The sequence below is a fragment of the Pseudomonas sp. T1.Ur genome, assembly GCF_023516725.1.
GTDB classification, from domain to species: Bacteria; Pseudomonadota; Gammaproteobacteria; order Pseudomonadales; family Pseudomonadaceae; genus Aquipseudomonas; species Aquipseudomonas alvandae.
This window is the reverse complement of sequence record NZ_JAMGSN010000001.1, coordinates 5,351,381-5,375,187: the sequence shown is the minus strand read 5'-3', so window position 1 is coordinate 5,375,187 and position 23,807 is coordinate 5,351,381. Positions and strand designations below refer to the sequence as shown.

Sequence of the window (23,807 nt, the reverse complement as noted above, 5' to 3'; positions counted from 1 at the left end):
GCGAGCCTGCTCGCGAAGGCGGTGTACCCGTAACTTCCGCGCCGCCATCCCTTGCTTTCCAAGCAAACCCTGCAATGAAGCCCTCCGAAGCGTAGGAAGAATCGGTTTTTTGCCTAGGACGTTTCCTAATCGTTCCAAATCCATACCCTTTGGGATTGCGTCTTGCCCGTCATGCAACGTTTTATCCATGGCTCTGAAATTCGTTCGGCTTGGCAGAGGACAAGCGAACGACTCCCCTGAGTAGGAGCCTTGAAAAATGCACGCGTCCTTGCAACTTGCCTATACCAACGAAGTATCCGCTGAATATCTCCATCGCCTGGACGACTCACCTTTCACTGATCAGCAACTTGCCGGTTTCGACGAGCACGCTCTGGCGAGCGTTAACCAACAACAGGCGTACGCCCAGGCTCATCCACCGGTCGCCATTTACCGAGTCGCCACCGAAGGCAGCCAGACCCGCGACGGTGGGGTACTCCAGCAAGGTACGGCACCGCTGGAGTTGCCGTTGGCGGACGGGCACCTGGTCCGCGCGGCGTGCAAGGGCGATCAGGTTGTGTATCCCGATGGCCGCACCGCACGGATCGTCACTGGCGCAGGCGAGGGCAACAGCCATGTTGCGCTGGTAGGTAGCGTTCTGAGCAATGGTGATGAAATCACCAATACGCCACAAGGCGCGCTGTTGCTCATTGCCCGTGAAGGCGTGCCGATGGCGGATGACTTCCTGCCCCCGATTGAACAGGTGCAGGGTACCGACCTACGATCGGATGAGATGAAGGATGCCCTCCAATGAACCGGGGTTATTACATTGGACTCGGTGACGAAACGACCTGTGGTGGGAAGGTGCTGGATGGGGATGCCAGCTTCAGTCTGGACGGCCTCCTTCATGCCTGTGAAGGTGACCGGGTTACGTGCGGCAAGGATGGCAAAACGTATCGGATTATCGGCGGTATAACCCACATGACCAGCAATGGCCGGCTCATGGCAGGTACGCTGGACAGCCAAAGTAGCTGCCCCTGTAACGCGCGACTGCTCCCCTCCGTATTCACGGCCAGCTACAGGAACGGCAGCCCTGCACCACAAGCCAGCCGCGCCGCTCAACCGGCTCCACAGCCCGCGACCCATGCCTCAGCTGCACCGGGTCATTCGACCTTCGGCCCATCAAGCTACCTGCCGTTCGGAGCATCCACCCGCCTGGAACCTCAGGAACCGGGTTTCTACGTCGTCCCTAAAAGCGTGAGTCGCGAAGCCTTGGAAGCCACGCTATTCCCCGCGCCCGACCCGCAGGTGCTGCGCAAATTCCGAGCGTTGAACCCCCACCGCGATGTGGTCAAAGCGGGTTCGATGATCGTGCTGAGCGACCCGAACAACCTGCAATGTACTCGCGAAGAAGCGCAGGTGATGGCGGCAGCGGAAACAGTCAATGCCGCACTCGAAGACCTGACCGCTGAACAAGCCGACTTCATGCACCGCCACGCCGCCGAGATCGCCAGCTTCACCGGCCAGACCTCGACCTGGCTGGGCGTCAGCGCCGTGGTGATGGAAAAACACCTGACCAGCCTGCGCGACACCCTGCAAGCCATGGAGCGCTTGCATCAGGACAGTTATCGCCAGCACGGCCATCTCAAATCAGCGCAATTCTTTGCCGAACGCAAACTCCTGCTCGCCCAGTTGGATGCGCACTTGCTGAACTCCACCCGCCTGCGCGGCCATACGACACTGGGCGACCACCCCAAGCTGAAAACCGCTCTTGGCATTTCGAGCCGCAGTCTGGTTCATCATTGGAACAAGGCTGGCGCGCCGGGGCAGATACCGGGGTATGCCACGCATGTGGAGGCGACGAGTCGTGCTGCGAAATATATGCAGATGGGTGGGTATGTCGGAATTGGGATTGGTGGGGTGTCTTCGGTGCTGGCGGTTCAGGCTGTGTGCGATGCGGGTTCAGAATCGGCTTGTGAGCAAATCAGGTTTACAGAAGGGGGAAAATTTGTCGGATCTACCTTTGGCGGTGCATTGGGTGGTGCGACGGTATCCAAATATGCCGGTGCTCGACTCTGCTTGGCGATCGGCCTCCGTACATATGGCATTGGGGGGGTGCTTTGTGTTGCGGCCTTGGTGGGGACTGGCGCATGGGGAGGTACGACGCTCGGTGGCGTCGGAGGCGAATATGCTGGTGAGAAAATTTATGAAGCCGTAGTTCCATGAGCGGCATCGATACTTGGTCGCCGTGGATTGCAATCATCGTTGCTGGCGGCCCGAGCCTGCTGGGATTTCTTGGTTTTATATTCACTTTGTACCTGAGCCACCGACATCTGGACGCAATGATGGAGGCCTTGAAAAACAGCCGATATATATATATTTGGGGCCCCGCATGGCGGAGTCGAGGGTGGATCGGAGGGTGTGTGTTGGTCACCTCAATTGCCGGGATGGTGGTATGGCCCAAAGCGTCTATTCAGTTTGGAGATGTGGACCCGGTGGATGTCAAAAACTTCCCGGCTGAATTGAAGCGTTTTTTGATCGTCAAGGTGACGGTGATGATCACAGCCGTCATTTGGATGCTAATCGCAGCCGTGCTCATAACATTTAGGTGATTCGATCAATCAGAAAAAACGACCTCGGCATTTCGAGCTGAAGCCTGATCGCTCATTGGAACAAGGAGGGGCAGTTATCGAGGTATGCCAAGCGTATCGAGGCTACATGAACGCCGGGGGTATCTGTATTGGGATTGGTGGGGTGTCTTCTGTGCTGGCGGTTCAGGCTGTGTGCAACGAGGGCTCTGAGGAGGCTTGTGAGCGAGTCAGGTTTACTGAAGGCGGGAAATTTAAATATGGCCGCAAAGATAGTATTTGCTGTTTGCAATCATCTTCGTAAAACAGGATTCGAGACTTATTTATGAGCGCACATTTAAAAACCACCCCATGCTGCACAGAGGTAGAGCTCGGCAGTGCGATACCCACGTTTTACGTGGTAGGAAAAAACAAGCTGGTCATTATGCTGTGTATGACCTTTGGGTACTATTTTATTTATTGGAACTATAGAAATTGGAAGGCCTATCGATTAGCCGTGGGCGCAAAAATCTGGCCGGTAGGTCGTACGGTACTGGGCATATTTTTCCTGTACTCCTTATTCATGAAAATAGACCGGCAGCTGCGTATTTCAAAGAGGCATTATAGCTGGCATCCGCACAACCTCATGGTGGGCATAATGTTAGCTGCAGGTATAAGTACTTATATTTGTATTATCGGGATTAATCCGAAGGCTGTTTTTCCTATAATGTTAGCGCTCCTGATCTTCCAATCCTTTCTCTTGCTTCGCGTCCAAACAGCTATCAACCACCTAGAAATGGATCCGGAGGGGCATCAGAACGCTAAGTTGACCCTTTCAAACTACGCCTGGATTGCAGTGGGAAGTATCATTTGGTTTTTCGTTATCTGCGGAGCGTTCCTGCTTGCCTGAGGTGAGTCAACGCAAGCGTGCTCGCGATGGCCATCCTCCATCCACTCGGTCCCCCGTGGCGAGGGAGCTTGCTCCCGCTGGCCTGCAAAGCAGGCCTTCACCTTCCCGAGGTGCCCCGATCGGTCCGGACCGATACCTTCGCAGGCAAGCTTCACAGGCTGAACTAAATCCCATCAATTAAACGCAATATAAAAATACCCCACCGCCGGATCCCGTCCCATCGGCGGTACCCGTGATACGAACACCCCTTCGAGCCTGCCCAATTCCGGTACTTCCAACCCACAGAGCCCATCGACGAAGTCGGTGCTTTCCAGGCTGTTGAATTCGACGCTGAACGGCATGCGTTCGCTGCTGGGCATTTTCGCCCGGGGTGCTTCTTCCAGGGTTTCGATCCGTACGGGCAGGCAACTGCCGTCGGGCAAGGTCAGGTGGCTGGTCTGGCCGAGCAGTGGTTGGAAATGGCGGCTGTGAACCTGTTGCAGCATGTCGAAGCTCCCAAAGGCCGGAAGGCCGAGGCCTTCCGGCGGGTGGTCAGTTGCGGGATGGGAAATAGCCTTGCAGCGCGATGCTGAAATTGATCGCCAGGAACGGGTTCATGATCGCCATCGGCGTGCTGCCGCCGGTGGGGGAAACCGTGCCGCTGACCACCGTGGTCACGCCTTGCAATGGCACCGGCGAAGCGCCCTGCTGATCGGAATAGATCGCCGCCGAACCGGGCCCGGTGCCCGAGGTGCCGATGAATGAGTTGGTGGCCGTCGGCGTGTTCACCGGGTTGCTGGCCGGGTTCGCCAGTTGCAGCGTGGTGGCGGCGGTAATGCCGGTCAATGCGTGGGTGTGGTTGGGCAGGTTGTTCAGCGTTGCGCTGACATTCTCCGTGCCGGAAACCTCGCCAATCACCCGCGGAGTCAGGCCCAGCCCGTTGCCTTGGCCGACGGGCATGCGTCCCTGCAGGTTGGGCAGCATGAAGGTGGTCTGGCCGTTGCCGCCGTACGTTACGCCGATCAGCGCGAACAGGGTCTGGTACTGGGAAAGGGCGAGCGTCTGCCCGTTGCACAGGGCCCAGTCCCTGGGTGCAAAGTTAAAGGCGAATGATTGGATAGTGCCGATGAATACTTCCATAGATTCCTCGTCCCTCGGGTTATGGGTCTTGCAATGCCTGGCACGCGAAGGACAAGAGTGCGATCAGCCCGACTCCTTCATTCCCTGGCCTGGTCACGCACGGCTGAGCGTAGACGGGGATGTCTGATTTTGCCGGGTGGGTCGAATGAAAAAACCGGCTCGGCTGGCTTAATCGATTCACGTCTTGGAGGCCTCGATACCGTCCATCTTTTTTACAGGATTTGACGAGCTTGATATCAAAACACCACTAGTCGAAGTTTTTTTCCTCGGCTACGCTTCGGCTACAAAGGACTACAAACAAGGTGAATGGATTGCCGCAGTTTCACTTTATTTCCGGTTTGCCGCGCTCTGGCTCGACCCTGCTTTCTGCCATTCTGTTGCAGAACCCGCGCTTCCACGCCGGCATGACCAGCCCCGTCGGTACGCTGTTCAGCAGCGTCTTGCAGCAGTGCAGTGCCGGCAGCGAGTTCGGTTCGGTGATCGACACCGACCTGCGTCGCCGCCTGCTGCGCGGCCTCTTCGATTCCTACTACGCCGACAAATCCGATAAGCCGGTCATCTTCGACACCAACCGCCAATGGTGCGCGCGCCTGCCTGCCCTGCAGGACCTGTTTCCCCAAGCCAAGACCATCGCTTGCGTGCGCAACGTCGCCTGGATCCTCGACAGCCTGGAGCGGCTCTACCGCGCCAACCCCTTCGAAAACACCAAGCTGTTCAACGACGATGACGAGCGCAACACCGTCTACAGTCGTTGCGAAACCCTGGCCCAGCGCAACCGCCTGGTGGGGTTCGCCTGGACTGCGCTGAAGGAAGCCTATTACGGCGAGAACGCCGAATCGCTGTTGATCGTTGACTATGACCTGCTGAGCCAGGCGCCTGAACGCGTCATGCGACTGGTCTACGAATTCATCGGCGAACCGTGGTTCGAGCACGACTTCAATCACTTGACCTACGACGCCCCGGCCTTCGATCAGGCCTTGGGTGTTGCCGGCCTGCACAAGGTCAAGCCCAAGGTTGCACCGCAAGCCCGACGGACGCTGCTGCCGCCGGATCTGTTCGATAAATATGCCGAATTGTCGTTCTGGCGCGATGGCACGGCCAGTGCCGCCAATGTCATTCGCATGAAAGCCGACGCCGCGATCAGTTGATCGCGGTTTTTATCATTTGCGTTTAAGAAAGTTCGAGTCCGGGTGATCGTCATGTGGTGGAGCAAAGGCAAATCGCGGGTAACCGAGGGCGCACAGGCCCTGGCATCGCCAATGATCATGTCGCTGGAGCCGCGAATGCTCTTCGACGGCGCGGTGGCCGCGACCGTGGCCGATGCCGCGCAGCCGGACGCGCACCCGACCGCCGACGCGGCGAAGACGCCAACGGCGGACCAGCCTTCCGATACCCATGCGCCCCAGGGCCAGACCGATGCCACCGAGGCGGCCGTCCCGGGCAAGTCCGTGGTGTTCGTCGACTCCCGCGTGAAGGACTCCGCCCAGTTGTTGCAAGGCGTGGCGCCGGGTACCGAGGTGGTGCAGCTCGATGGCACCAAGGACGGCTTGCAGCAGATCGCCGATTACCTGGACACCCACCAGGGCGTCAGCTCGGTGCAGATCATCGCCCACGGCAACGCCGGTGATCTGTGGCTGGGCAACAGCTACCTGTCGGCGGATAACGTCCAGGCCCGCAGCGAAGTGCTGGCGCAGATCGGCCAGGACATGAACGCTGGCGGCGATATCCTGATCTATGGCTGCTATACGGCCGAAGGCGACCGCGGCATGAGCCTGGTCAACTCGCTGGCGCAGCTCACCGGCCGGGACGTGGCCGCGTCAGACGACCGCACCGGCCTGGGGGGCGACTGGAACCTGGAAATCGCCACCGGCAGCATCGAAAGCGCCAACGTGCTGTCGGCCAATGCCATGAGCGACTACCAGTGGGGCCTGGCCACCTGGACCGCCACCAACAACCTCAATAGCGGCGTGGGCTCCCTGCGTGCCGCCCTGGCGTCCGCGCAGAGCGGCGACATTGTCACGTTCAATACCAGCATGACCGTCGCCCTGACCCAGGTGCTGGTGGTCAACAGGAACGTCACCATCGATGGTGACCTGAACAATGACAACGTCGCCGACGTGACCCTCGACGGCCAGAACCGCACCCAGATCATGCAAGTGACGTCCGGCACCACGGCCACCCTCGATGGCCTGGTGATCACCCGGGGCATGGTGGCAGGCAACGGTGGTAATGGCGGCGACGATGCGCTGGTGTCCCAGGGCGGCGGCATCTACAACGCCGGCACCTTGACCCTGCGCAACGTTACGGTCACCGCGAACGCCGCTTCAGGCGGCGGTGGCGGTGGCGGTGTGACGCCGCAGTACGCCGGTGGCGGCGGCGGTGGCGGTGGTGCGGTCGGTAGCGGTATCGGCGGCAAGGGCGGCGACACGCTCAACTCAACGGGCTCCAACGGCACGGCCGGACAGGGCGGCGCGGGCGGCGGCTTCTTCAACATTGGCGGGCGTGGCGGTTCCACCACGGGTGGCGCGGGCGGTGCGGCCTATCCGGGCTACAGCACCGGTTCGGCCGGCGGTACGGCCAGCAGCGGTGGCTTGTCCATTGGCGGTGGCGGCGGTGGTGACGGGTATGACAACTTCGGCGGCGACGGCGGCGGTGCGGTGGGTGGTATCTATAACGACACCGGCGCGACCCTGCGGATCATCGGCAACTCGGTCATTTCCAACAACGTCGGCGCGGGTGGTGGCGGTGGCGGCGGTGGCGCCGGCGGTAGCTATCTCCAGGCGGGCGGTGCGGGCGGCGTCGGTGTCGGCGCCATCTGGAACAAAGGTTCGATCCTGATCACCGCCGCCAACTTCGCCGCCCTGGCCGGCAACGTCGGCGGCAGTGGCGTAGGCGGGACAAGTGCAGGTACCGCAGGGGTTTCACCGGCGTCAGTGGCCAACGTCTACGGCGATGGCGGCACCATCAATACCAACTATGTGCCGGACGAGACGCCGCCCACCGCGACCGTCGTGGTGGCCAACACCAACCTGAACTCCGGTGGTACGTCGACGGTGACCATCACCTTCTCCGAAGCCGTGACCGGCCTCACCGCGGCGGACCTGACGGTACAGAACGGCACCGTTGGCACCTTGACCACCAGCAACGGTGGCATCACCTGGACCGGTACGTTGACCGCGGCCAGCAACATCGCCGACACCACCAACATCATCACCCTGAACAACACCGGCGTGGCCGACCTGGCCGGCAATGCCGGGGTGGGCACCACTGACTCGAACAACTACATCGTCAACGACACCGTGGCGCCGACGGCGTCCATCGTGGTGAGCGACACGGCCCTCAGGATTGGCGAGACCTCGACGGTCACCATCACCTTCTCCGAGGCCGTCTCAGGCTTCACCACGGCCGACATGACGGTGGCCAACGGTACGCTCAGCGGCCTGAGCACCAGCGACGGCGGCATCACCTGGACGGCCACGTTGACGCCGGATGCGGCTATTACCGACACCTCCAATCTCATTGTCCTGAACAACACGGGCGTGGCGGACCTCAATGGCAACGCCGGCGTGGGGACGACCAACTCCAACAACTACGCCATCGACACGCAACGCCCGACCGCCACCATCGTGATCGCCGATACGGCGTTGAGCGTGGGCGAAACCTCGGTGGTGACCATCACTTTCAGCGAGGCCGTGAGTGGTTTCACCGCGGCGGACCTGACCGTTGCCAATGGCAGCGTGACCGGGCTGAGCACCAGTGACGGCGGCATCACGTGGACCGCGACGCTGACCCCGAGCGCCAGCATCAGCGACACCAGCAACCTCATCACTTTGGACAACACCGGCATTGCCGACCTGGCCGGCAACGCCGGCAGCGCCACCACGGACTCGAACAACTACGCCATCGACACCCAGCGTCCGACCGCGTCCATCGTGGTCGCCGATACGGCGCTGGGCGTCGGCGAAACGTCCTTGGTCACGATTACCTTCAGCGAGGCCGTCACGGGCTTCACCCTGGCAGACCTGACCGTTGCCAACGGCAGCTTGAGCGGGCTGAGCAGCGGCGACGGCGGCATCACCTGGACCGCGACGCTGACCCCGAGCGCCAGCATCAGCGACGCCACCAACCTGATCATCCTGGCCAATACCGGCGTGGCGGATGCAGCGGGCAATGCCGGCAGCGGTACCACCAGCTCCAACAACTACGCCGTCGATACCCAGCGTCCCACGGCCAGCATTGTCGTGAGCGATACCTCGCTGAGCGTCGGCGAAACCTCTTTGGTGACCATCACCTTCAACGAAGCGATAACAGGCTTTACCACCGCAGACCTGACGGTCGCCAACGGTACGGTCACCGGCCTGAGCAGCGGCGACGGCGGCATCACTTGGACCGGAACACTGACGCCAAGCGCCAGCATCAGCGACACCAGCAACCTCATCACCCTGGATAACACTGGCGTGACCGACGCGGCGGGCAACGCGGGCAGCGGCACCACCGATTCCAACAACTACGCCATCGACACCGCGCGTCCGACTGCAACCGTCGTGGTCGCTGACACGGCTGTCGCTGCTGGCGAGACTTCAGTGGTAACGATTACCTTCAACGAAGCGGTGACCGGTTTCACCCTGGCGGACCTGAGCGTCACCAACGGCAGCCTGAGCGGCCTGAGCACCAGCGACAACATCACCTACACGGCGACGTTCACGCCGTCGGCAGGCGTCACCGACACCACGAACCTGATCACCCTTAACAACACCGGCGTGGTGGATGGCGCGGGCAACACCGGCAGTGGCACCACCGACTCCAACAATTATGCCGTCGACACTCAGCGCCCGACGGCCACCATCGTGATCGCCGACACCGCGCTGAGCGTGGGCGAAACCTCCCTGGTGACCATCACCTTCTCCGAAGCGGTCAGCGGTTTCGACAATTCGGACCTGAGCGTGGCCAACGGCACATTGAGTGCGGTCAGCAGCAGCGATGGCGGCATTACCTGGACCGCCACCTTCACCCCGGCCCTCGGGGTCAGCGATACGTCCAACGTCATTACCTTGAATAACACCGGCATCACTGACGGAGCGGGCAATGCCGGTACCGGGACCACCAACTCCAACAACTACCAGGTCGACACCAACGTGCCGACGGCGACCATCGTGGTCGCCGACAGCACCTTGGGCATTGGCGAAACGACGATCGTGACCGTGACGTTCAACTCGGCGGTCAGCGGCTTCGACAATTCGGACCTGACCGTCAGCAACGGTACCCTGGGCACCATGAGCAGTACCGACGGCGGCGTCACCTGGTCTGCGACCTTCACGCCGAGCACCAGCATTTCCGATACCAGCAACGTGATCACCCTGGACAATACCGGCCTGATCAACGGCGCGGGCAACGCCGGTGTCGGCACCACCGACTCCAACAACTACGTGGTGGACACAGTGCGTCCGACCGCGACCATTGTCGTGGCCGACACCGCCATCGCGGCCGGCGAAACGTCCCTGGTGACCATCACGTTCAGCGAGGCCGTGACAGCGTTCACTACCGGCGACCTGACCGCCGCCAACGGAACGATCTCCGGGCTGAGCAGCAGCGACGGCGGGATCACCTGGACCGCGACCTTCACGCCCACCAACGGGGTCAACGACAGCAGCAACGTGATTTCGCTCAACAGCGGCGGCATCATCGATCTGGCGGGCAATGCCAACGTCGGCACAACCGATTCCAACAATTACGCCCTCGATACCCAGCGTCCGACCGCCACCATCGTGCTCAGTGATTCGTCACTGAGACCGGGCGAAACGGCGCAAGTGACCATCACCTTCAGCGAGGCGGTGAGCGGTTTCAGCAACGACGACCTGAGCGTTGCCAACGGTACGCTGAGCGCCGTGAGCAGCAGTGATGGCGGCCTGACCTGGACCGCCACGTTTACCCCGACCCTGGGCGTGAGCGACACCACCAACCTGATCATTCTCGACAACACCGGGGTGAGCGATGCGGCGGGCAACACCGGGACCGGTACCACCGATTCGGCCAACTATGCCGTCGAAACGCGCGTTCCGACCGCCACTGTCGTCGTCGCCGACACCGCGCTGAGCGTGGGCGAAACGTCGCAGGTGACGATCACCTTCTCCGAAGCGGTCAGCGGCTTCGACAACAGCGACCTGACCGTCAGCAACGGGACGCTGAGCAATGTGTCGTCCACCGACGGTGGCGTCACCTGGACGGCAACGTTTACGCCGACGAGCAATGTCACCGACACCAGCAACCTGATCAGCCTGGACACCAGCGGTGTCACCAACGTGTCGGGCAACAGCGGTGTCGGCGTGGTCGACTCCAACAACTACGCAATCGACACCGTGCGCCCGGGCGCGACCATCGTGGTGGCCGATACCTCGCTGGGCATCGGCCAGACCACCACCGTGACCATCAGCTTCACCGAGGCGGTGTCCGGTTTCGACCTGTCGGACCTCAGTGTCGCCAATGGCGTGCTGTCCAACCTCGCCAGCAGCGATGGCGGCCTGACCTGGACGGCGACCCTGACGCCAACGGTGGGTGTCAACGACGCCACCAACCTGATCCTGCTCGACGCCAGCAACGTACAGGACAGCGCCGGCAATGCCGGCGTGGGCATCGCCATCTCCGCCAACTATGCCCTCGATGCGACCCGGCCGACCGCGACCATCGTGGTCGCCAACCCGAACCTGGGCGTGGGCCAGACGACCCAGGTGACCTTCACCTTCAGCGAGGCGGTGACGGACTTCGACCTCTCGGACCTGAGCGTCACCAACGGCGAACTGAGCGACCTGGCCAGCAGCGACGGCGGCAAGACCTGGACGGCGACCTTCACGCCCACGGTGAACCTCACCGACCCGAGCAATTTCATTGCCCTGGACACCGGTAACGTCAGCGACCTGTCGGGCAATGCCGGATCGAGCGTGGCGGTGTCCAACAACTACGCGATCGACACCGTGGTGCCCAACGATGTGAAGCCACCACCGGATTTCCTGACATCGGACCCCGTGACGGTCATCCCGCCGTCCGAGGTGCCGTTGCAACCGATCGTCTTCACGCCGCCGACCGGCAACCTGGGCTCACCGCTGGGCTTCCCGCCGCTGTTCGAGCAGCGCGATGTCGGTGGCCTCGATCCTATCGGCAGCATCTTCATCAACCGGGGCGAGCTGGCGCCCAGCTATATCGCCCAGGTGTTCAGCAGCGACGCCGCCGGGGATGGTTCGGGCCAGGGGTTCCTGGGCTTTGGTGGTGGCGATGGCGGGGTGTTCGGCAGCAGCACGATTTCCAGCCTGTTCAACCAGGACGCCAGTTCCGATGGCGAATCGCTGGATGCGTTCGACAACCAGTCGATCAAGGGGGGCGATGCGTCCCAGGGCATGCGCGGGGTATTCGGCGCACCGACCCTGGGCCAGCAATTGCAGCAACTCAAAGACACAGAGCAACGTCAGGTGGACAGCCTGGCGATGGCTTTGAAACAGGCCGGCACCCGCCAAGTGCAGGCCTGAAGGATTCCATAAGAAAATACGGCAGCCAGGGGCAATCCAGGGATGAATAGAAGTCAGAAGTTATTCGGTATGAGTCTGCTGGCGTTGGTGGTCAGCGGTTGTGCGGTCACCAGCGAGCCGATCGATCGCAGCGTCAGCGAACAGCGCGCCCGCACCGACCTGCAGAATATGTACAAGGACCAGGAGCCTCTCAGTGGACCACTGACCTTGCACCAGGCGATGGCCCGCGCGGTGAAGTACAACCTTGAAGGCCGCTTGAAAATCATGGAAGAGGCCTTGGCCAAGCGCCAACTGGACCTGGCCAGTTTCGACATGCTGCCGCGCATGGCCCTGGATGCCGGTTATGTGGGGCGCAACAACGTCAACGCCTCCAGCAGCCAGAGCGTGGAAACCGGCACCCAGTCCCTGGAGCCGTCCACTTCTCAAGATCGTGACCGTGAGGTGGCGGACCTGACCATGGTCTGGAACGTTCTCGATTTCGGCGTCAGCTACATCAGCGCCAAGCAGGCCGGAGACCAGCGGCTGATCGTGCAGGAGCGCCGGCGCAAGGTGATCAACACGATCGTCCAGGACGTGCGTTCGGCCTACTGGCGAGCCATGGCCGCCGAGCGTCTGCTCAAGCAGATCGACAACCTGATGGCACGGGTCGAGACGGCACGTGGCAACAGCCAGAGCATGAGCGAGCAACGCATCGGTGACCCCGTGCAGGCCCTGGGGTACCAGCGTTCGCTGATCCAGGCCACCCGCCAGCTGGAAGAACAGCGCCGGGCCTTGTCCCTGGCCAAGACCGAACTGGCGACCCTGATCAACCTGCCGCTGGGCACCGAGCTGACCCTGGCCACCCAGGACGAATACGCCATCCCGGAACTCAAGGTCGACCTGGCTCGCCTCGAACAGGAAGCCCTGGCCAGCCGGCCGGAACTGCGCGAGCAGGATTACCAGACCCGCATCACCGCCGCCGAAACCCGCAAGGCCATGCTGCGCCTGCTGCCTGGGCTGGAGTTCTCGGCCGGCGGGCATTACGACAGCAACTCGTTCCTGGTCGAACAGGGCTGGGCCGACTATGGCGTGAAAGTCACCTGGAACCTGTTCAACGTCATCTCTGCTCCGGCGGCGATCGACGTGGCCAAGGCCGGCGAAGAAGTCGCGGCGGCGCGGCGCCAGGCCATGTCGATTGCGGTGCTGGCGCAGTTGTACGTCGCCAACGCGAACTACCGCGAAGCGCTGCGCCAGTTCAAGACCAGCCAGCAACTGTCGGACATCGATGGGCAGATCGTCGGCCAATTGCGCAGCCGTCATCAGGCCGCCGGCATCGGGGAATTGGACCTGATCCAAGGCGAACTGAACACCTTGCAGGCCGACCTGCGCCGTGACCTGGCCTACGCCGACCTGCGCAACGCCTATGGGCAAATCTTTGCCAGCGCCGGCCTCGACCCGCTGCCAAACGAAGTGCAATCGACCGAGGTGCAGTCGATCGCCACTGCGCTGGCTAACCGCGAAGCGGCCTGGGCCCAAGGGGACATCGCGGTGGCAACGCCGCCGGTGGCGCAATAACGGAGTGCTGGGATGACGCTTGCGGCGTTTTCCCGGCTGCCCGTCACGGTAAACCTGCCGCTGCTGTTGCAGGCGTTGGCCGCCGTCGAAGAGGATCGTTGGCAAGGCCACTTCAATACTGCCTATCACAGCGGTGATTGGAGTGGCGTGGCGCTGATTTCGGCGGCCGATGCCTTGACCGAACTGTCGCCCGGGCGCGGCAGGCCGTTGCCCCGTGCGCCCTGGCTGGAGGATGAGCGCTGGCGACAGGCGTTGCGCGACTGGCCCCTGGATATCGTCTCGGCTCGACTGCTGCGGTTGGGGCCTGGTGGACGCATCCACGAACATCGCGACTATGACCTGGGCGGGCCGGATGCCGACTTGCGCCTGCACGTTCCGCTGCTCAGCCCGCCTGACGTGGAATTCTGGCTGGACGGGCAGATCATTCCGATGAAGGCGGGTGAATGCTGGTTCCTTGATCTGACGCGTCCGCATCGCGTGGCTAATCGAAGTGATCAGCCGCGGGTTCACTGGGTGCTCGATTGCCGTCCCGGACCGTGGTTGGAACAGCAGATTGTCGACGGGCTGGCCTCCACGCCCATCGCCGGCATCAAGCAAAGTGAATTGGCCTGCTTTCAGCAGCGCGTGGAGACTGATCCGCACCTTGCCCGGACGTTGCAAGGCCTGCAGGACCTGGACGCGTTCATTGAGTCGGTCCTGGTGTTGGGAGCGGAGCAGGGGTTTCATTTCACCCGGGAAGAACTGCGCGCCGCCATGCGCACCGGTCGCCGACAATGGAGCGACCAGTGGAAGACCTGAACCTGGAGGGCTGGCTGCCGATCCGCCTATGGCAGGAGGCCGGGCACTGGCGGGTCGATTGGTGCTGGTTCGGTGACCAACGACTGTCGCAGCCGTTCTTCAACGATGCCGTCGAGCATGCCCTGCGCTTGCCGTTCAACCAAGCGTTCCGCCGCCAGACGCCGCTGGACGCTCTCGGTCAGTGGCAACGCCAGAGCCCGGGACTCGAGCCCGGTGCGTTCATTTTCCATGCTTCCCGATGCGGCTCGACATTGATCAGCCAGATGCTCGCCCAGTTGGATGACCACATCGTTATCTCCGAACCGCCGCCCCTGGACGCACTGCTGCGCAGTGACCTGCCGGCCGCCGAACGGTGCGTGGCGCTCAAGGGCTTGATGTCCGCCTACGGGCAACGCCGCCGAGGCGTGGAACAGCGGTTGGTCATCAAGCTCGACGCCTGGAACATCGGCGAGCTGGGGTTGCTGCGCGAGTGTTTTCCCGATACGCCTTGGCTGTTCCTGTACCGCGCACCGCTGGAAATCGCGGTTTCCCATATTCGCCGTCCCGGCATGCACATGGTGCCGGGGTTGATCGGGGTAAGCGTGCTGGACGACGGAACGCCGTTTGATGGCCAGGAAGATTATGTTGCGCGGCGATTGGGACGGCTGTTACAGGTCGGACTGGAGCACTGCCGGGCGTTTGCCGGAACGGCGGTCAACTACACCGAATTACCCGAGGCGATGGCCGGCAGGCTGGCCGTTTTGTTCCGATTGGACATCGAACAACGCGGGCAAGTCTTTTCGGCGGTGGGGCAGCATGCCAAGCAGCCGGCGCAGGCGTTTGCGGGCGACAGCGAGGACAAGCGCCAAGAAGCGTCGTCCCTGTTGCGCGATCGGGTAGAACGTTGGGCGCAAGCGCCTTACGAATCGCTGGAGTTGCTGAGAAGGGTCGAATCCAAGACAAAGGGCTCGGTGTCCACGCCAAAGGACTAGACTTCGAGGGAAGCACCCCCGCCATCCGACCCTGCACAGGAGGCCCCATGGAAACGCCGGTCCACACCCTTCCCGCCTTGTTCAAACAGCTCGGCCTGCCAGACGACGCCGTCAGCATCGACCAGTTCATCGCCAGCCATTCGCCACTCAAACCGGATCTGCATCTGGCCGACGCCTTCTTCTGGAGCGAGGGCCAACGGCAATTGTTGCGCGACGAAATTCTTGAAGATGCTGACTGGGCAGTGGTGGTGGATCAGCTCGACGTGCTGCTGCGCAAGGGCCGCGGTGATTGAGGCTTATGCTGCATACCTGTGGGAGCGAGCTTGCTCGCGATAGCGGACTGTCAATCAATCCTGATGCAACAGACACATCGATATCGCGAGCAAGCTCGCTCCCACAGGCTAAACGGATATTCTGTTTGATTATTAATAAATAGCTTCTTATTCCTTAAATAATATAACTCTCCTCCTTATACTCGTCCGGGAACAGACACGCAGGAGAGCAACCCATGCGCAACGAATCGATTCGCTACCTGATTGTGCCGGGCTGGCAGGGATCGCCGGAAAATCATTGGCAAACCCACTGGCAGAACAGCTTGCCCAACAGCACCCGGGTCGAACAGGCCGATTGGTTGACGCCCCGGCGAGAAGACTGGGTCGCCGCGCTGGCCGAAGCGATAGCCGCTGACAGCACGCCAGTGATCCTCATCGCCCACAGCCTGGGTTGCATCACGGTGGCCCATTGGGCCGCTACCGCGCCGGTGCAATTGCTGCGACAGGTGCGCGGTGCATTGTTGGTCGCGCCGGCGGATGTGGAGCGGCCGGCCTGCTCTCCGGCGTTGCGCAATTTCGCGCCGATCCCTACGACGTTGCTTCCGTTCCCCAGCCAAGTGGTCAGTTCCGACAACGATGCGGCGGTCAGTGCTGCGCGCGCCTTGGAGTTGGCCCGCAACTGGGGCGCCGAGGCCGGGATTCTGTCAGGGGCGGGGCACATCAATGTGAAGTCCGGCCACCAGCGTTGGGAACAGGGTTTCGCTTATCTCTATCGCCTGCAAAACCGCATGGAGCATCACGCCCTGCGTCGCGCCTGAATTTTTAACGCCCTCCGTCTCCCGGCGGCCTGGGGCGGGAGATTGCCATGAGTTTGCATGAAACCTTTGGTCAGCCCTTGCTGACCTTTCCCGATGCGGAAAAAAGCCCCCTGAGCATCCGCGCCAAGGCGCTGGTGTTCGTCGATCCACGCTCGCGGCAGTTGCGCCAGGAACTGGAGCAACTGGCGCCACGCTCGGTGTCGGTGTTGATTCGCGGTGAAACCGGCACCGGCAAGGAACTGCTGGCCCGGCATATCCATCGCGAGAGTAATCGCGGCGGGTTGTTCGTCTCGGTCAATTGCGGTGCCATCAGCCCGACCTACGCCGATGCCGAGTTGTTTGGCTACGCCGCCGGCAGCCATAGCGGCTCGGCCAGCAGCCGGGCGGGGTGGTTTGGTTCGGCCAACGGCGGCACGCTTTACCTGGATGAGATTGGCGACCTGCCGTTGCCGATTCAGGTCAAGTTGCTGGCGGCGCTGGAGAACCACGAAGTCACCCGCGTAGGTGCACATCAGCCCAGTCCGGTGGATGTACGCTTGGTCGCGGCCACCAGCATCGACCTGGCGCAAGCGGTGGCGGCCGGCAAATTCCATGATCGGCTCTTCCACTACCTGATCGAGGGCCAGCTCGAGCTGCCGGCCTTGCGCGAAAGGGTGGGCGATATCCTGTCGCTGGCCGAATACTTCCTGGGTATCTACAGCCAGCGCCTCGGCTTGACCGTGCCGTTGATCAGCGAAGCGGCGCAGCAGGCGCTGGAACGGCATAGTTGGCCGGGCAATACCCGCGAGTTGGAAAACATCATCCATTTCGCATTGCTGGTCAGTACGGGGGACGAGATCTTGCCGGAGCATTTGAATTTGCCGCCCCAGCCTTCAGCCCTGGCGCTGGTCGATCAGCAAGTGGCGCAGGTCATTGCGCAAGGTTCGGAAGCCGAACGCACAGCGCTCAGGGCACTGCTCGATCAATTGAGCCAAACGCTATAGGCCGAAATCTGATTCCCGCGGGCCCGTAGGCGCTGTCGAGTGCAACGAGGCTGCGATCTTGTCCCGGACAGTTGAGTCGCAAGCGAAAGATCCAGCTCAAAAGATCGTCCGAACGCGGCCCGAGGCTTCGCCAGCGCCTACACAGGGCGGGAGCAAGCCCTCGCCACAAGAGCGGCGTTTTTCCTATATGAGTAAAATGAATATGAACTTGAATAAAAGATATTGTTAAGGCATAAAAAATATCGGTATCTTCCGCATCACGCCAGCGATAGCACTTCGCTGGCACCTCACTTTGGCCGTCGTCGATGACGACCGTGATTTTCGATAAGGACACTGCATGAAAAAGGTTCTGTTGTTCACCGCATTGGCGGCAGCCCTGACCTCGGGCCTGGCCCAGGCCGCGGAAAAACTGGTCGTCGCCGCCACGCCGGTACCCCACGCCGAGATCCTCGAGCTGATCAAGCCAGCCCTCGCCAAAGAAGGCGTGGATTTGCAGATCAAGGTATTCACCGACTACGTCCAGCCCAACGTGCAGGTCGACCAGAAGCGCCTGGACGCCAACTACTTCCAGACCCTGCCTTACCTCAAGAGCTTCAACGAAGGCAAAGGTACTAACCTGGTGACAGTCATCGGCGTGCACGTTGAACCGTTTGGCGGTTACTCGAAAAAGGTCAAGAGCCTGGCCGAGCTGAAGGACGGCGCAACCATCGCCATCCCTAACGAAGGCAGCAACAGCGGCCGTGCCCTGATCCTGCTGCAGAAGGCTGGCCTGATTGAGCTCAAGGATCCGAAAAACGCCCTGGCTACGCCGAAAGACATCGCCAAGAACCCGAAGAACTTCAAGTTCAAGGAATTGGAATCGGCCATGTTGCCGCGCGTTCTGGACCAGGTAGACCTAGACATGATCAACACCAACTACGCTTTGGAAGCAGGCTTGAATCCGGCCAAGGACGCCTTGGTGATCGAAGGTTCGGATTCGCCTTACGTGAACTTCCTGGTGGCTCGTCCGGACAACAAGGACAGCCCGGCCATCCAGAAACTGGCCAAGGCCCTGACCAGCCCGGAAGTGAAAGCGTTCATCGAGAAGAAATACAGCGGCGCGGTACTGCCGGCGTTCTAATTCGCGCGGTAGACCCTTTCACGGTTTCAAACGCCGACGGCTGGTACAGCGTCGGCGTTTTTTTATGCTCGAAAGATTGCTTGGGTCAGGGGCAGGATTACCTGTGGCGAGGGAGCTTGCTCCCACTCGGCTCTGGTAGGAGCTGGCGAAGCCTGCGATCTTTTGATCTTTCGCTTGACCTTGCTCCCACTCGGCTCTGGTAGGAGCTGGCGAAGCCTGCGATCTTTTGATCTTTCGCTTGAGATTCAAGTGTTCTTGGAAAGATCGCAGCCTCGCTTCGCTCGGCAGCTCCTACGCAGCTCCTACGCAGCTCCTACGCAGCCGTCCCTACGCAGCTTCTACGGGGCGCAGCGGGAGTTGTCATAGGTCAGGGCACCCTGGTCTTCAACGCCCGGCGCAACGCCACCAGTAATTTCACTATTTCCTGCGGTTCCAGTCGCTGCGGCACTTTTACGTCAGCCATATCTTCTTCCTTGTGATGGATCAAGGATGACCCCTGAAGGTCTTCCCTGCGACGCAAGGAAAGTAGTCGCCTTTGCCCATCCGGGCAAATGCCCGAGGATAGTTTTTCGGGTGATATCAATATGCTTTAACGGTATTTAAATTTCAGTTCTTATGCCTTTAAAGTCATTTCCTGCCGAGCAATCATCCGCTGCCCATGGACCGTATCACCGCCGCTTACCGAGCGGCGTACAGGATGTTCAATGACCTTCGACTACGCTTTTATCCTCAGCACCCTCCCAGCGTTCCTCAAGGCCGTGGGCGTGACGCTGCAGGTCGGCCTTATCGCTATCGCCACGTCGCTGCTGGTGGCGCTGCTCAACGCGACGATCCTGGTGCTGCGCACGCCTTACCTGCAACGCCTGGTGGGGTTGCATGTGGAACTGGCCCGCAACACACCGCTGCTCATCCAGCTGTTTTTCGTCTACTTCGCCTTGCCGGTGCTGGGCGTAAAGGTGTCCGGGTTTGCGGCGGCGATCATCACCATGACGTTCCTGGGCGGTGCCTACCTGACGGAGGTGCTGCGTGCGGGCGTGGACGCGGTGCCCCAGGCGCAATTGGAATCGGGTCGTTCCATCGGGCTGTCCCACGGCCAATTGCTGCGTTACGTGATCCTGCCGCAGGCCGGGATCCTCAGCCTGCCGTCGCTGTTCGCCAATTTCATTTTCCTGCTGAAGGAGACCACCGTGGTCTCGGCCGTGGCGGTGCCGGAAATTCTCTACACCACCAAAAGCTACATCGCGCTCTACTACAAGACTTACGAAATGCTCGCCGTGCTGACGCTGATTTGCGTGCTGCTGTTCTTGCCGCTGTCGCTGTTGCTTGGCCGCCTGGAAAGGAGGCTCCAGCATGGCCAGTTCGGGTCTTGAATTGCTCTGGGTGTCGTTGCCGCAACTGGGCAAGGGCGCCGTGCAAACCCTGTCGATTTCCTTTCTGGGCATCGCCTTCAGCACCGTCGGCGGCGTGCTCTATGGCGTGTTGCGGACGCTGGGCGTGAAGTGGCTGGACGCCGTCCTGCGGGTCTATCTGGAGCTGTTCCGGGCGATTCCGGTGCTGGTCTGGTTGTATCTGCTGTTCTTCGGTCTGCCGATTTTTTTCGGCCTGAGCCTTCCCAGCTTCTGGTGCGCGGTCCTGGTGCTGTCGTTGTGGGGCGCCAGTGAGGTCGGCGAAGTGGTGCGTGGCGCATTGCATTCGCTGCCGCGGGGCCAGCGGGAGGCGGGCTTGTCGATTGGGCTGAATGGGCCGCAACTCTACGGCCATGTCCTATTGCCGCAAGCGCTCAGGCGCATGACGCCGCCGACCATCAACGTCTACACGCGGATCATCAAGACCAGTTCCCTGGCCGTGCTGATCGGTGTGGTGGACGTGATCAAGGTCGGCCAGCAGATCATCGAGCGCACCTACGAATCCGTGTTGATCTACGGCGCGCTGTTCCTGTTTTTCTTTTTCATCTGCTACCCGCTCTCGGCCGCCTCGCGCGTGTTGGAGCGGCGCTGGACGCAAGCATGAGCGCATTGATCGAGTTCAAGGGTTTCAACAAGTTTTTCGGCGAACAGCAGGTGCTGGACGGCATCGACCTGCAAGTGAAGACAGGCGAAGTGATCGTCATCCTCGGCCCCAGCGGTTGCGGCAAGAGTACTTTGCTGCGTTGCCTCAACGGGCTGGAAGTGGCCCACGGCGGCAGCCTGACGTTTGCCGGACGCGAGCTGCTGGGCAAGGGCACGGACTGGCGTGAAGTACGGCAACAGATTGGCATGGTGTTCCAGAGCTACCACTTGTTCCCACACATGAGCGTGCTCGACAACGTGCTGCTCGGCCCGGTCAAGGTGCAAAAGCGCGACCGCCGCGAAGCACGCGAGCAGGCCGAAGCCCTGTTGGCGCGGGTAGGCCTGCTGGACAAGCGCGATGCCTTCCCGCGCCAGCTCTCCGGCGGCCAGCAGCAACGCATCGCCATCGTGCGTTCGCTGTGCATGAACCCCCAGGTCATGTTGTTCGATGAGGTCACCGCTGCCCTCGACCCGGAGATGGTCAAGGAGGTGCTGGAGGTCATCCAGGGCTTGGCCCGCGAAGGCATGACGCTGTTGATCGTCACCCACGAAATGGCCTTCGCCCGTGCCGTGGCTGACCGCATCGTGTTCATGGACGCTGGGCGCATCCTTGAACAAAACCCTCCCGAGATTTTCTTTACGAACCCGCAAACCGCACGCGCGCAGCAGTTCCTGGAGAAGTTCTCCTACGTCGCCGCACTACCCAAAACGACTCAAACAAAGGAACTGGAACCGTCATGAAAACTGCCAAGTCTTCTCTACTGTTGTTGCCATTGCTCGCTGTTGCGCTGCTGGCCGGTTGCAATAAGACCGAAGAACCGCCGAAGCCGAACGTCGCCAGCCAAGGCACCGCGTCGGCCAGCTACCTGGAAAAAATCAAGGCACGGGACAAGCTGATCGTCGGCGTCTTCACCGACAAGCCGCCGTTTGGTTTTGTCGACGAGGCGGGGCGGTATGTCGGCTTCGATACCGATATCGGTCGTCGATTTGCCAAGGACTTGCTCGGCGACGAAAACAAGGTCGAGTTCGTCGCGGTCGAGCCGGCGAGCCGGATTCCGTTCCTGCAAAGTGACAAGGTCGACCTGATCCTGGCGAACATGACCGTGACCCCGGAGCGCAAGGAAGCGGTGGAATTCACCAACCCAAACCTGAAAGTCGCGGTGCAGGCGTTGGTGCCACAGGCCAGCGCGGTGAAAAGCCTCGATGACCTGGCGACCCGAACCACCATCGTCACTACCGGTACGACGGCGGATATCTGGCTGACCAAGAACCACCCGGATTGGAAACTGCTCAAGTTCGAGAAAAATTCCGAGTCCTTGCAAGCGCTGGCCAATGGTCGTGGCGATGCCTATGCCCAGGACAACCTGGTGCTGTTCAGTTGGGCCAAGCAGAACCCCGGCTATCGCGTGCTCGAGCAGAAGCTGGGCGCCGAAGCGCCGATCGCACCGGCGGTGAAGAAGGGCAATGTCGAGCTGCGTGATTGGGTCAATGCCGAGTTGGCGAAGCTGGGGGAGGAGAAATACCTGCTCAAGCTGTACGACCAATATGTGCGCAAGGAACTGAGCGATGACACCAGGCCGGAGAGCGTGATTGTCGAGGGGGGCAAGTGGCAGGGGTGATTCGCTGATTTTGTTTAGGCCTTCCGATAGCTATCGCGAGCAAGCTCGCTCCCACAGGAGGAATTGTGTTCGACCGCAATTCCTCCGCCCACCACCGGCTACTGTGGGAGCGAGCTTGCTCGCGATTCGGTTGATCAGGCGCCATTCAATCCGGCCAATGCCACGCCGGCTCATCCAACGTGCGCTGTCCGGCAATCCCGGTCTGCCCGAAGTCTTTTTCCAGCACGATGCAGTTGCAGCCCTCGTCCTGCTCCAACGCGGCAATCAGGCGCGTGGCGTGGGACACCACCCAGACCTGGCAATTGGCTGAAGCGCGGATGATCAACCGCGCCAGGGCCGGCAGCAGGTCGGGGTGCAGGCTGGTTTCCGGTTCGTTGAGGACCATCAGCGACGGCGGTCGCGGTGTGAGCAGGGCGGCAACCAGCAACAGATAGCGCAAGGTCCCGTCCGACAGTTCGGCGGCGGTCAGTGGCCGCAGCAGGCCGTGCTGTTGGAACGCGATGGCGAAACGTCCACCTTGCAGCTTGTCGATCTGCAGATGAGCGCCCGGGAAGGCATCGCCGATGGCGGCATGCAACGCCTCGAAGTCGCCTATCTCAAGGATCGTCTGCAGCGCGGCGGCGAGGTCGCGGCCATCGTGGTGCAACACCGGCGTGCGGGTGCCCAGTTGCGGTTGGCGCACCGGGGCGTCGGCGTCGCTGCGAAAGTGATCATAGAAACGCCAGCGGCGAATGAACTCGCGCATTTGCAGCACCTCCGGCGAGGCACGCAGGCTGCCGACCTGGTCGAACAGGCTGTCGAAGGTCGGGGTGTGCTGGGACAGGACGTCCCAGGAACGTCCCTCGCGGGCACGGACCATCGGCCCGTTGCGGTCCACCAGCAGGCTGGCCGGTCGAAACACCGGGCCGGCCCAGATGCATTCGCGCTTGATTTCCGGGTCCAGGGAAAACGCCGAGCGACTGGGCTCCGGCAGGCCCAGGGCGATCGAATAGCTGAAGTCTTCAGCGGCGAATCCCAGGCGCAGGCGCTTGGTGCCCTGGCGCACAGTCGCCTGGACAGGTACTTCGCCGTTGCGCATGCGACGGCTGATTTCTTCCGGGCCGGCCCAGAAGGTCGAGTCCAGTCCGCCTTCACGGGCCAAGGCGTTTACGACCCCACCCTGGGCCGTCTCCGCCAGCAGGCGCAGGGCCCGGTAGAGATTGGATTTGCCGCTGCCGTTGGGCCCGGTGATCAAGTTCAGCCGACCCAGTGGAATGACCAGTTTATTGATGGACCGGTAGTTGGCCACCGCCAGAGTCTTGAGCATGCATATCTCCTGCTGCATGGGCCGTAGGAGCTGCCGAGCGAAGCGAGGCTGCGATCTTTCCTCACCCCATTGAATCTCAAGTGAAAGATGAAAAGATCGCAGCCTCGCTTCGCTCGTCAGCTCCTACAGGGGGCGATCTGTTTGCCCGATGTGCTGCATCCATTGTATTCGGTGAACCCTGTTCTAAGCTCACAGTCGTATCGTCACTGGTACGTCGGTACAACGCAAA

General features: G+C 61.4%; 20 protein-coding genes. 17 read left to right on the top strand and 3 right to left on the bottom strand.

Annotated features, from left to right (window positions below; genetic code table 11):
* Positions 1-256 precede the first annotated feature (256 nt).
* The 4 genes from M8Q45_RS23750 to M8Q45_RS23735 all read left to right on the top strand — a co-directional run bounded on the left by M8Q45_RS23750 (position 257) and on the right by M8Q45_RS23735 (position 3,453).
* Positions 257-790, top strand: coding sequence for a hypothetical protein (locus tag M8Q45_RS23750; RefSeq protein WP_249876624.1), 534 nt, complete (start codon positions 257-259; stop codon positions 788-790).
* Positions 787-2,202, top strand: coding sequence for a PAAR domain-containing protein (locus M8Q45_RS23745; protein ID WP_249876623.1), 1,416 nt, complete (start codon positions 787-789; stop codon positions 2,200-2,202). The genes M8Q45_RS23750 and M8Q45_RS23745 overlap by 4 nt, the downstream gene beginning before the upstream one ends.
* On the top strand, positions 2,199-2,588 hold the full coding sequence (locus tag M8Q45_RS23740; RefSeq protein WP_249876622.1) for a hypothetical protein: 390 nt from the start codon (positions 2,199-2,201) through the stop codon (positions 2,586-2,588). Before M8Q45_RS23745 ends, M8Q45_RS23740 begins: the two co-directional genes overlap by 4 nt.
* A 301-nt stretch (positions 2,589-2,889) precedes the next feature.
* Entirely contained in the window at positions 2,890-3,453 is a 564-nt protein-coding gene (locus tag M8Q45_RS23735; protein ID WP_249876621.1) for a hypothetical protein, read from the top strand.
* Between the two features lie 173 nt (positions 3,454-3,626).
* Here M8Q45_RS23735 and M8Q45_RS23730 read toward each other — a convergent pair whose 3' ends face one another.
* Both M8Q45_RS23730 and M8Q45_RS23725 read right to left on the bottom strand, forming a co-directional pair.
* The gene (locus tag M8Q45_RS23730) at positions 3,627-3,938 is read right to left on the bottom strand and encodes a DUF6916 family protein (protein WP_249876620.1); all 312 of its coding nucleotides are present in this window, start codon (positions 3,936-3,938) and stop codon (positions 3,627-3,629) included.
* 46 nt (positions 3,939-3,984) lie between these two features.
* Entirely contained in the window at positions 3,985-4,572 is a 588-nt protein-coding gene (locus M8Q45_RS23725; RefSeq protein ID WP_249876619.1) for a phage tail protein, read from the bottom strand.
* Positions 4,573-4,874: 302 nt separating this feature from the next.
* On the opposite strand from M8Q45_RS23725, the gene M8Q45_RS23720 reads away from it, so the two are divergent.
* The 13 genes from M8Q45_RS23720 to M8Q45_RS23660 all read left to right on the top strand — a co-directional run bounded on the left by M8Q45_RS23720 (position 4,875) and on the right by M8Q45_RS23660 (position 22,272).
* Positions 4,875-5,720, top strand: coding sequence for a sulfotransferase family protein (locus M8Q45_RS23720; protein WP_030137987.1), 846 nt, complete (start codon positions 4,875-4,877; stop codon positions 5,718-5,720).
* A 51-nt stretch (positions 5,721-5,771) separates the two neighbouring features.
* On the top strand, positions 5,772-12,089 hold the full coding sequence (locus M8Q45_RS23715; protein WP_249876618.1) for an Ig-like domain-containing protein: 6,318 nt from the start codon (positions 5,772-5,774) through the stop codon (positions 12,087-12,089).
* A 42-nt stretch (positions 12,090-12,131) separates the two neighbouring features.
* Entirely contained in the window at positions 12,132-13,643 is a 1,512-nt protein-coding gene (locus M8Q45_RS23710) for a TolC family protein (RefSeq protein ID WP_249876617.1), read from the top strand.
* 12 nt (positions 13,644-13,655) lie between these two features.
* Entirely contained in the window at positions 13,656-14,441 is a 786-nt protein-coding gene (locus tag M8Q45_RS23705; protein WP_249876616.1) for an aspartyl/asparaginyl beta-hydroxylase domain-containing protein, read from the top strand.
* A complete protein-coding gene (locus tag M8Q45_RS23700; protein WP_249876615.1) occupies positions 14,429-15,412 on the top strand; it encodes a sulfotransferase family protein in 984 nt (327 codons plus the stop codon). The genes M8Q45_RS23705 and M8Q45_RS23700 overlap by 13 nt, the downstream gene beginning before the upstream one ends.
* 47 nt (positions 15,413-15,459) lie before the next feature.
* Positions 15,460-15,705: a DUF2789 domain-containing protein gene (locus tag M8Q45_RS23695; protein WP_030137982.1), complete on the top strand. Its 246-nt coding sequence runs from the start codon at positions 15,460-15,462 to the stop codon at positions 15,703-15,705.
* 215 nt (positions 15,706-15,920) lie between these two features.
* Positions 15,921-16,502, top strand: coding sequence for an alpha/beta hydrolase (locus tag M8Q45_RS23690; RefSeq protein WP_249876614.1), 582 nt, complete (start codon positions 15,921-15,923; stop codon positions 16,500-16,502).
* A gap of 47 nt (positions 16,503-16,549) precedes the next feature.
* Positions 16,550-17,485 carry a sigma 54-interacting transcriptional regulator gene (locus tag M8Q45_RS23685; protein ID WP_249876613.1) on the top strand — a complete coding sequence of 312 codons (936 nt, stop codon included), beginning with the start codon at positions 16,550-16,552 and terminating at the stop codon, positions 17,483-17,485.
* A gap of 337 nt (positions 17,486-17,822) precedes the next feature.
* On the top strand, positions 17,823-18,605 hold the full coding sequence (locus tag M8Q45_RS23680) for a MetQ/NlpA family ABC transporter substrate-binding protein (RefSeq protein ID WP_249876612.1): 783 nt from the start codon (positions 17,823-17,825) through the stop codon (positions 18,603-18,605).
* A 704-nt stretch (positions 18,606-19,309) separates the two neighbouring features.
* On the top strand, positions 19,310-19,975 hold the full coding sequence (locus M8Q45_RS23675; protein WP_249876611.1) for an amino acid ABC transporter permease: 666 nt from the start codon (positions 19,310-19,312) through the stop codon (positions 19,973-19,975).
* Positions 19,956-20,615, top strand: a complete 660-nt coding sequence (locus M8Q45_RS23670; protein ID WP_249876610.1) for an amino acid ABC transporter permease — start codon at positions 19,956-19,958, stop codon at positions 20,613-20,615. The genes M8Q45_RS23675 and M8Q45_RS23670 overlap by 20 nt, the downstream gene beginning before the upstream one ends.
* Positions 20,612-21,394, top strand: a complete 783-nt coding sequence (locus tag M8Q45_RS23665; RefSeq protein ID WP_249876609.1) for an amino acid ABC transporter ATP-binding protein — start codon at positions 20,612-20,614, stop codon at positions 21,392-21,394. The genes M8Q45_RS23670 and M8Q45_RS23665 overlap by 4 nt, the downstream gene beginning before the upstream one ends.
* The gene (locus M8Q45_RS23660) at positions 21,391-22,272 is read left to right on the top strand and encodes a transporter substrate-binding domain-containing protein (RefSeq protein ID WP_249876608.1); all 882 of its coding nucleotides are present in this window, start codon (positions 21,391-21,393) and stop codon (positions 22,270-22,272) included. The genes M8Q45_RS23665 and M8Q45_RS23660 overlap by 4 nt, the downstream gene beginning before the upstream one ends.
* Positions 22,273-22,417: 145 nt before the next feature.
* Here the strand turns inward: M8Q45_RS23660 and M8Q45_RS23655 are convergent, their stop codons facing one another.
* Positions 22,418-23,578 (bottom strand): AAA family ATPase, encoded by a 1,161-nt coding sequence (locus M8Q45_RS23655; protein ID WP_249876607.1) that lies wholly within the window; start codon positions 23,576-23,578, stop codon positions 22,418-22,420.
* Positions 23,579-23,807 lie beyond the last annotated feature (229 nt).